This is a genomic window from Mycobacterium sp. TH-M25 (assembly GCF_057473665.1).
In genome coordinates, this window is sequence record NZ_JBYCLA010000261.1 from 1 (window position 1) to 9,694 (window position 9,694).

Below are 9,694 nucleotides of genomic sequence, written 5' to 3' on the forward strand. Positions count from 1 at the left end.
CCGGCTCGCTGTGGGGGGTCTGGTGCGGTTCGCCGACCACCGCGGCGGCCGCCGCGACGGCTCGCCGCTCGATCGGGGTGGTGCGGCAGCCCTGATGCGTGCACGGGATGGTGCTCACCGGTCAGGTGCGCATGTTGGCGAAGGGGCGCGCACCGTGGTGGGCGCGGAAGCGGGCGATCATCTCGGTCTCCATCTCGGCGGCCACGGCGTCGTCGGTGACGCGCCAGCCGACGAGGAGGTCCGCGTGGTCGGCGAGCTGCCAGATCCGCCGGCCGCCGGAGTGAGCGACCGGCTCGCCGGCGCCGAATCGGCGGAACTCGTCGAGCCGTTTCCGGAGGCCGCGGTTGCCGCCACGGCCGCGGTTGGCCTTGCCGATGTACACGATGCGGGTGTCGGGCACCCACAGCGCGTGTAGCGCGTCGACGGGCACGGTCGGGTCTCGGCCCTTGAAGTGTCCGGCGGGTGAGACGTCGAGGAAGGTGGGCGGGTCGTCGTGGGGTCGCACGATGACGTAGACGCCCGGATCTGTGGGTACGTCGGCGGCCGGCAGCTCGGCGAAGGGCACCCAACCGGTGAAGTCGCCGAGGTCGATCGGTGCGGTGGTCATGGCAGTTCCCTGGGTTGGCCGTCGAGCAGTGTCGTGATGACGACCTGGAGTCGATGATGAGTCATGTCGCTGAGACGCAGGGCTTTTGGGCCGACGGTTTCGTCGGTGTAGAAGTACAGCAGCCGCGTGCCGTTGGCGTGTTTCTGCTGGGCCAGCTGGCGCGCCTGATCCATCGGGAACAGCCACACGCTGTCGGTCGACATGTCGACGCCGGCCAGCCACTGCGCCGGAGAATCGTCGGGGAAGGGCCAGCTGAGCAACAGTTTCCCCTTGCCGCCGGCAGGTTTGGGTCCGACGTTCGCCTTCACCTGGATCGTTGCGGCGGTGTGATGTCCGGGCACGTACATCACCAGGTCTATGCCGGAGTCGGTGGTCAAGCGGGCGCTGTCGATGCCGAGTTTGAGCAGCTGGTATTGCACGAGCAGTTCGCCGGCCGCACCAATGGCCTGGGTGCCGAGTTTGGCTGGCGTCGTCATGGTCAGCGGCGGCGTCGGCGTTCGGCAGCGAGGTCGACGGCGCCACGTCCCTCGGCGACGGCGCCGGCGATGCGGTCGGCCAGCTCGCCGATCACGTCGTCGGTGACGTAGATCTTGGCGGCTTGACGGCCAATCCGCATCATGCGGGCCACGAAGTCAAGATGGTCGCTGATGTCTTGGCGCACTGCGCTTTCGAGGCCGTCTGTCATAGGGAGTTGATGCCTGTCAGACAGCGTTGTGAGCAGGAGGTTGGTGCGGTCGTCGAGCCAGGGGGAGCGGCGTGCGGGCATGTTTAGCGGCGCCGTCCCAGACCCGGCGCACCGCCGGAGACGTTGCCGGGCTGGCGCACTCGGTCGGTGTCGGCGCGGCTGTCGGGCAAGTCGGTGCGGTTGGTGAGGTTGGGTGCTCTGCTGCCCGGTGTACGTGGTGGCGGTGCCGCGTTGTCGACTCCCTTGGACCGGCTGCCGAATGCCGGCGCGTAGTCGCGGGATTTCAGCCACGGGGGGAGCACCGCGTGGATCGGCTTCTCGTCGGTGCCGTGGCAGCGGCCACCGCGGCGAGTGTTGTGTAGCGGCAGCAAGCCAGTCGAAGTGAGGTTCTCGGGGAAGTAGCCGCATGAGGCGCACACCGGACCTCGCTGTTGGCTGGCTGGGGTCTTCTTGGCGGCGCGGCGTTTGACGGCGGCGCGGCGTTCGCGGGTGGGGTTGACCGTCTTGGCGCGGCGCTGGGCTGCCATACCCGGAAAAGTACCGGGACACCGCCCCGGAGCGCCGCCGTTTCCGTGATGTACGACAGCCGTTACTGGGGCGTTGATCGCCGGGTTTGCTCATACAGGCGGAGTGCAGATCCCGCACTTCGGGATGGGGCTGCGCAGGGTGTCACGCGCCCAGGCTTCGACGGTCATGACTTGTTCGGCGCAGACCTTGACGTAGGGTCCGGTCCAGGCCCCGTGGTGCGGATTCTGACCGCTGATGGTGCGGCAGTGGGCAAGGTGCAGTCTTGCGGCGGAGACGCTGTGGTTGCGGGCGATGTTAATGACGTAGCCGTTCGGGTGAGCGGCGATCCAAGCGAGGTAGCCGGTGTCATCGTCACGGAACTCGCGGGCATCGTGTGGGTTCTGAGCGGGCCCGCCTGGGCCGGTGGTGACCGGATCGTCGGCGGCGACCTCAGCGACTGTCACGGGTAAGACGTCGCCGGTGCCGGTGGCGTCCGCCGTCGATTCGACTGCGGCGCCGATGCCCACGACCACCGCGTTGCCGGCGGCCGTATCGACGGTGCAGTGCAGGCCGAGTTCGGTGATCCTGCCGTCGCGAGGGTGCCAGGCGCGGTCTGGACGGGTGCGGCCCAGAAGGGGATCGAGCGCGTCGATTGTCTGCTTCCACAGGTTCAGCCAGTTGCGCCTTGGGCCGACCACGAAGGACAGCTGGAGCCGAACCGGCCCGTCCGGTAGCGCGTCGGCGGCCGCGACGGCGCTGTGGATCTCTTCCTTGTACGCGATACTCGACGCTGACGCTGCGGTCGTTGCGACCAGAACATCGGTCGCGGGAGGCGGGGTTTGTCGGGCGGCGGCGATGCGCACCGTGGACTGGTCGCTGTGCCGCTTGGTGCACCACACCGACACGAGGTTGGGATTGCGTAGACGAGATGCGAGCGGATACGCGTAGTTGTCGAGGTCGGCGGCGTCGAGGAGATCTCGCGAGCGCGGGAGTCCGACGTCGAGGCGCAGCGACCAGGGAGCGTTGATCCGCGCATGAGAGACCAACGCTTCAGTGTCATCTAGGTAGGCCAGCAGCCGAACCTGGTCGGGGTCGCCGGCCTTGTTCCACGATGCGAGCCGGGGCGCGACACGAAGCTCCACGGGGTCGTTCTCGGGGCGGGCGAACCAACGCATCAGAACAAATTAGCGCGGGGCGCCGACGTGCTCGCGAAAGTAATCAGGCTGTAAATCAGGGCCGATGCCGCGCTGCGGGCGGCGCGGCGCGTGACTGCCGTCGAACGCCGATGTCAGCAACTATCGTGCATGGGGATTCTCCCGCGCAGGTGTGGAGGTAACGGCGGCATCCGAGGGGGAGGTTGAGCGTGACGTTCGATCGCGGTCAACGGGTCCGTGTCCAGGCGGCGGGTGTGCCCGAGTTCGCGACGATCCGCTACGCAATTCCTGGTGACGCCGAGGGTTCCTGGGATCTGATCGTGGTCGATGACGAGGACCGCCGTCATGAGATCAACTTGGCCGCCGGCGACACCGCCACTGTGCGCCAGCTGGTCAGCGATGGGCACGGGGACTCGGCGCGAGTGTTGGCCGCGATGTGGACCCAGTGGATGGACGCCGCCGCGACCAATGCGGAGTCCAGCGCGATGGCCTCGACGCCGCTCAAGCCCTACGCACATCAGACCACCGCGGTGTACGGAGCGATGCTGCCGCAACCGCAGCTGAGGTTCTTGCTGGCTGATGAGCCGGGCACGGGTAAGACGATCATGGCGGGTCTGTATCTGCGTGAGATGCAGCGCCTGGGCCTGGTAAAGCGCGCGTTGATCGTGTGTCCGGCCAATCTGGCGTCGAAGTGGGTTGACGACTTCTCGCGGCTGCTCGGCGGCGGACTTCGGCAGATCACCTCGGCGACCGTGCGCGAGGATGCGTTGAACTCCAACGACCTGTGGGTCGTGTCGCTCGAGTTGGCGGCGGTCAACCCTGCTGTTCAAGACGCGCTACGCCCGGATAAGGCCGGTTGGGATTTGGTGGTGTTCGATGAGGCGCACCGGCTGACCCCGACTGCGGCTGGTTTCCACCAGGTGGGTCGGCTGCTGGCCAAGAACACTCCTCGTGCCCTGTTGATGACGGCCACGCCGCACCGCGGCAAGGAGTGGCTGTTTCGACACCTTCTGCACTTGGTCGACCCCGCCATCTACCCGGATCCGGGGAGCGACCCGAACGTGGCACTGTCGGCGTTGCGGCCCGGACCGATCCACTTCCTGCGAAGGATGAAGGAGGATCTGGTCGACTACGACGGTAAGACGCGGTTGTTCAAGGGCCGCTCGGCCCACAATCACAGCGTCGCGCTGTCGCAGGTCGAGTACGCCTACTATCAGGCTGCGCTGGACATGGTGGAGCAGTTCTTTCCGCAGTCGGCGCAGCCGCTGGCGCGGATGGTGTACGGCAAGCGCGCCGCGTCGAGCCTGTATGCGCTGGCTCAGACGTTACGGCGGCGCTCCACCCATATGGGGGAAATGAGCGAGGCTGAGGCGGCTCTGATCGCGGAGAGCGGCGGTGACGGCGACGAGAGCGAGGTCGACGAGGCGAAGGTTGTCCACACCGGATCGACGTCCTCCCGCGCGGAACGCACGGCGATCAAGGGGTTGGTCGACCGTATCGACGCCACTCTTGCCGATTCCGGATGGCTGCCGTCGAAGTGGCGGCGGCTGACCGAGGACTGTTTGTCCAAGCACTCGATCCTGCCGGGCAACGGCGAGCAGGCGGTGGTATTCACCGAGTACGCCGATTCGGCGCAGTGGATCGCCGATCGGCTCAACGCCGAGGGTTACACCGCGCAGATGTATTCGGGCCGGCAGAGCAAGCCGGATCGCGATGAAGTCCGAAAAGCATTCATGCGCGGTGACTTTCAGGTGATCGTCACGACTGATGCGGGCAATGAGGGTATCGACCTGCAGGCCGCGCACGTGTTGGTGAACTACGACATCCCGTGGTCGTTGGTGCGGCTGGAACAGCGGATGGGCCGCATCCACCGGGTGGGGCAGCGGCGCGAGGTCTATTTGTACAACCTGGTGGCCACCGACACCCGCGAGGGTGAAACGCTGCTGCGACTGCTCGACAACTTCGTCACCGCCGCCAACGAGCTGCACGGGCAGATGTTCGACAGTCTCTCGGCGGTCGCCGAGATCACCGGGGTGGATTACGACCGGTGGCTGACCGACTTGTACGGCAACGACGAGGCCAAGAAGCAGACGGCGATCGACGCCGCTCGGGCAGTGCAGGCCCAGGAGTTGACCCGCGTCGCCCGCCAGGTGCGCGACAACGAACGCCGGCTGGCCAGCCAGGTCGACGCGGTGGCCGCGCTGACGCTGCTGCAGCGGGACCTCTTCGCGCGTATCAATCCTGCGATCGTCGAGGCGTATCTGGACCGGCTGTCGGCGGCCGGTGTGCTCCAGGCGGCCCCCACCGCGGCGGGTCCGGGATTTCGTCGGCTGTCGCTGGGCGGGAAGCCTTTACCGGCATCCCTGGGAGGCGGTGCCGATGCGCACATCGCCACCAGCGGGGAAGCGGTCCGCGCGGCCGAAGAGAGCATCGACGTGGGCGATACCGTGACCCTGGGGCCGGGGGAGCCGGCATTCACCGATCTGATCGCCTTGGCCGATAGCGCCCTCGCCGAGGATCTCTATCAGTCGGGCGCGGCCGCCGATCCAAGCAGCCTGACACCGTATGACCTCTACGCCTACGAAGCGACAATGACCGAAAGCGACGGCAAGCGCGCCAGCGTATGGGCGACGCTGGTCAAGGTCGACGACAGCGGCAACGCTCGGGCGGTGCGGTGGGAGACGCTGGCCAACCTGATTCCCACCGACATTCCCGGTACCGCAGCGCATCCCGCGCGTGAGGGGCGCGCCCAGGAGGTGGCGCGGACTGTCGCCGGCACCACCGTTGTCGAGCACCGGAAGGTGCGCACCGATTGGTTTGGCCAGGCGCGGCGCGACCTGAACAACCTTCCGTTGAACCTCACTGAAGGTATCGAGGACCGTGACACTCGGGTGGCTCTTCGTCGGCAGTTCCAGGTCCAGACGTCGGCACGGATCGCGGAGTTGGAGCGTCTGACCGACGTGCAGTTGACCGACCCGAAGTTAGTGGGCCGCATTCGGGTAGTGGCGGCCGCCGACGCCAGTACGCAGGCCGAGATCGACGCGGAGATGGTGTCGATGAGCCACGTTCGTCGACTGCTGGTCGAGGACGGCTGGGTGGTCGAGGACGTGCACACCGAGGGCCGCGGCTACGACTTGGAGGCCCGGCGCAACAGCCAGATTCGGCACGTCGAGGTCAAGGGAGTGCTGGACAGTGCGGCCAGCAACGGCATCCGCATGACCGGTAACGAGGTGCTCATCGCCACTCAGCATCGCCACAACTATTGGTTGTACGTGGTCGATCAATGCGCCGATGGGGTCGGCCGGTTCTTCGGCGCCTACGAGGACCCAGCCACCTTGTTCTCTACCGACATGACCGGGGACGCGATCTTCCGCGTGCCGGGCAGCAGCCTGAAGAACGCACCGGGAAGCAATCTATGACTTGGATGATCGAACGTTGGTTCCCGTGCGCGGAGGTCAGCGCGAATAGTCAGTCCGGTTGGGGCAGCGGCAATTCCGAGGTCGGCATCATGACCTGGTTCGCCAAGCGGCCCACCGCTCAGGCCAAGGCGGCGACGATCTGCTCGCTGCTGCCCTGGCCGGATGACCCCGCCGAGCAGCAGGACTTGCAACAGCTGGTCCGCGACGCGATGGCAGGTCGCTTCGCCGCCGTCGACGCTCTCAATAAGAAGATCGCGGAAAGCCACGCCTTGCCCGTGTCGACGCTGGACCCGTTCAGCGGCCGCGGCATGATCCCGTTGGAGACCGCCCGGCTGGGCCTTGCCGCCTATGCGATCGACTACAGCCCCGTAGCGGTGTTAGCGTCGCGGTTGCTCACGGATTTCCCGTTTCGGGACTGGGAGAACGAGCCGGCATTGCCGTTCGATCAGACCCTGTTGGGGACGCGAGCGCGGCTCGTCGGCGACGTCGACGCGATCTTCCGCGAGGTCTCCACTCGGCACGAGGAGGCGCTGGCGCGGTTCTACCCCCAGGTGGGTGGTCGCCAGGCCTGGGGCTACCTGTGGGCGGTCACCATTCCGTGCCAAGAGTGCTCGCGGCCGTTCCCGCTGATCGGACGACTGAACCTGCGCCAGCCGAGCACTCGGCGAAACCGTAAGACCAAGAACACGTTTGAAGATCCCGGACAGGCCTACTACATCGAGACCGACAACGCTTCTGGCACGTGGTCGGTGGTTGTGCACGACGGCGAGCCGCAACGTGCACCCACCCGTCAGGTCCCGCCGGGTCGCAGCAAGTACGACAGCAACGGCCGGCTGGCCGTGTGCCCGTTCTGCGGTAACGCGCACGACCGCCACACGCAGATGCGCATCCTCGCCGAGGGCGGCGGTGACGACGCGCCGCTGTTGGCCGCCGATCTGGACGCTGACGTCGGCAAGTCCTACCGAGCGTTGGAGCCCGTCGAGTTGGACGCGATCACCGCCGCCACAAACGCGGTCGGTGACCAGCCCCGGTTCGGTCCATTCCTGACGGCGGTGCCCGACGAGCAGATCCCCGACGGCAATACCTGGACTGTGCAGGCCACGGTGTACGGAACACGCACCTATGGCCAGATGATGAATGCGCGTCAAACGTTGTCGTTCGTGACGCTGGCGCGGGTGATCGTTGACATTGGGCGCGAACTGGCCGGCAACGGCAATAGCGACGACTACGTGCGAGCGTTGACCGGGTATTGCGCCGCGGCGATGGCACGCAAGATCCGCCGCGCGACCCGCGGGTGCACTCTGGACCCGAAACTGAACAAGGTCAACGACGTGTTCGCCACCGAATCCAGCCTCAACTTCTCCTTCGACTACTTCGAGGTTGGGTTGGCCGACGGCCCCGGTAGTTGGGACTCCGTGGCGGGCGGCACGTTGAGCGCCTTGGAGGCGACGATGCCGCCGTCAACCGGTCACCCCTGCGACGTGCGCAGAGGATCGGCGGTTAGTCTGCCGTTCCGCGACCGCAGCATCTCCGCTGTCGTCACCGACCCGCCCTATGACGCGATGATCGACTACAGCGACGCCAGCGATTTGTTCTACGTATGGATCAAACGGGCGCTGGCTGAGTCGTGGCCCGAGATCGGTTTCACCGCACACGAACTCGGCGTGCAGGAAAAGCAGGAAGAGATCATCGTCAAGAAGGGTGGCACCAGCAACAACGATCACCGCAACCGCCAGCACTACGACACCCTGATTACCAAGGCGTTCGCCGAGGCTCAGCGGGTGGTCGCTGAAGACGGCATCGTCACGATCGTCTTCGGGCACGGTGAGCCAGAAGTCTGGCAGCGGCTGTTGACCGCCATCCGCGATGCCGGCCTGGTGTTGACCGGCGCCTGGCCGGCCAAGACCGAGCCCGGCGGCAAAGTTGGGTTTACCAACATCGTCACCACGTTGACGATGACGTGTCGACCCGCACCCGCAGGACGCTCATCGGGGCGGAAGGGTGCCGTCGAAGCCGAACTGAAGGCCGAGATCCGCCGCCGGTATCCCGATTGGGAACGATGGGGCCTGGCGCCGGCCGACATGTTGATGGCCGCCGCTGGTCCCGCGATGGAAGTCGTCGGCCGTTACAGCGACGTCCTCGACGCGCGCGGCAACCCGGTCGACATCTACACGTTCCTGCCGCTGGCCCGCGCAGCGGTGCAGGAGGCGATGGCCGTCGAGATCAACCACCAACCGTTGGATAGTTTCGATGCCCGGACTCGGTTCGCGCTGTGGTGGGTTCGCCTCTATGGCCGTCAAGTGCAGGCCAAGTCCGAGTTGCGTTGGCAGACATTGGCCTCTGCGCTGGAGATCACGCAGATCCGTGACCTGATCCGCGACTCGGGCAACGGTGTTCAGTTCGTCGACGCGGCTCACTTCTCCACCAGGATCGACGCCGACTCGGCTGCCATCGACGTGGCGTTGGCTTTGGCGCGGGTGTCCGAGGACGGTCTGGACGCGATGGGCCAGGTGCTGGTCGATGCCGGCCGCGACGCCGACGACATACATCTGTGGGCGGCGATCCAGTTCTTGGCCGACCGTCTACCGGACAATGATCCCGATGCGGTGGCCCTGACCCGGATGCTGCGCACCCGCACGGCCATCGGCACGGCGGCGGGCACCGCGACCGCCACCGGCACCGCTGCGGCGCTGCGGGCGCAGGATGCCGACGACCAGCTCAAGCTCATGTGAGGACCTAACCCCTTGTGACCGTTAAACCAGGAGGATCACCATGACGACCCCCGTGACACCGTGGTGGAAGGCGCTCAAGATCCGCCAGGAGATCCTGTCAACTTCGGGACAGATCGACGACGTGCAGATGTCGTTGTTCGCGGCGGTCCACGGTGCGGGCGCTACGCGGCCGCCCTACGCCGATGCCGGCTACTACGGCGACATCACCCACCCCACTGAGCGTTTGGTGGATCTGCTTACAGAGATCGCCATCCGCCTCGGAGGCGGCGACGACTACCTCAAGGCCCGCGCGGTCACCCGTCTCGATCAAGGCATGGGCGGCGGCAAGTCCCATGCGTGTATTGGGGCGTTCCATCTGGCTGCGCATCCCGAGGCGTTGCTGGGCACGGAGTTGGGTAAGCAAGTAGCTGCGCGCGCGAAGGCCAAGACCGGTCAGCCGCTGGCCCAGGATCTGCGAGGTCCGCATGTCGTGGTGTTGCCGTGCGACAACATGACGCCGGGGGCCTCGGTCCAGGAGTACGACGGGCCGGCGGTCAACCTCTACGAACGGTTCCTGTGGCGACTGTTCTCCAAGGATTACTCGCTTTTTG

The 9,694-nt window shown here is 66.4% G+C and carries 7 protein-coding genes and 1 pseudogene; 3 read left to right on the plus strand and 5 right to left on the minus strand.

All coding sequences use genetic code 11. The features are described 5' to 3' along the window. Positions 1 to 121 precede the first annotated feature (121 nt). The 5 genes from AC2VOU_RS08840 to AC2VOU_RS08860 form a co-directional block, all read right to left on the minus strand. Positions 122 to 607, minus strand: a complete 486-nt coding sequence (locus AC2VOU_RS08840) for a hypothetical protein (protein WP_486957041.1) — start codon at positions 605 to 607, stop codon at positions 122 to 124. Next, positions 604 to 1,083 (minus strand): hypothetical protein, encoded by a 480-nt coding sequence (locus AC2VOU_RS08845; protein WP_486957042.1) that lies wholly within the window; start codon positions 1,081 to 1,083, stop codon positions 604 to 606. The genes AC2VOU_RS08840 and AC2VOU_RS08845 overlap by 4 nt, the downstream gene beginning before the upstream one ends. A 2-nt stretch (positions 1,084 to 1,085) precedes the next feature. Next, positions 1,086 to 1,292 (minus strand): hypothetical protein, encoded by a 207-nt coding sequence (locus tag AC2VOU_RS08850; RefSeq protein WP_486957043.1) that lies wholly within the window; start codon positions 1,290 to 1,292, stop codon positions 1,086 to 1,088. Positions 1,293 to 1,375: 83 nt separating this feature from the next. Continuing rightward, complete coding sequence (locus AC2VOU_RS08855; protein WP_486957044.1) at positions 1,376 to 1,819, minus strand: hypothetical protein; 444 nt, start codon at positions 1,817 to 1,819, stop codon at positions 1,376 to 1,378. Between the two features lie 90 nt (positions 1,820 to 1,909). Continuing rightward, positions 1,910 to 2,974 (minus strand): hypothetical protein, encoded by a 1,065-nt coding sequence (locus tag AC2VOU_RS08860; protein ID WP_486957045.1) that lies wholly within the window; start codon positions 2,972 to 2,974, stop codon positions 1,910 to 1,912. Positions 2,975 to 3,162: 188 nt separating this feature from the next. Here AC2VOU_RS08860 and AC2VOU_RS08865 point away from each other — a divergent pair, with 188 nt between their 5' ends. From AC2VOU_RS08865 to AC2VOU_RS08875, 3 genes and pseudogenes are all read left to right on the plus strand, one after another. Further along, on the plus strand, positions 3,163 to 6,372 hold the full coding sequence (locus AC2VOU_RS08865; RefSeq protein ID WP_486957046.1) for a helicase-related protein: 3,210 nt from the start codon (positions 3,163 to 3,165) through the stop codon (positions 6,370 to 6,372). Continuing rightward, positions 6,369 to 9,104 carry a DUF1156 domain-containing protein gene (locus AC2VOU_RS08870; RefSeq protein ID WP_486957047.1) on the plus strand — a complete coding sequence of 912 codons (2,736 nt, stop codon included), beginning with the start codon at positions 6,369 to 6,371 and terminating at the stop codon, positions 9,102 to 9,104. Before AC2VOU_RS08865 ends, AC2VOU_RS08870 begins: the two co-directional genes overlap by 4 nt. A 40-nt stretch (positions 9,105 to 9,144) precedes the next feature. After that, positions 9,145 to 9,694 (plus strand): annotated as a pseudogene (locus AC2VOU_RS08875) (DUF499 domain-containing protein); the annotation flags it as partial.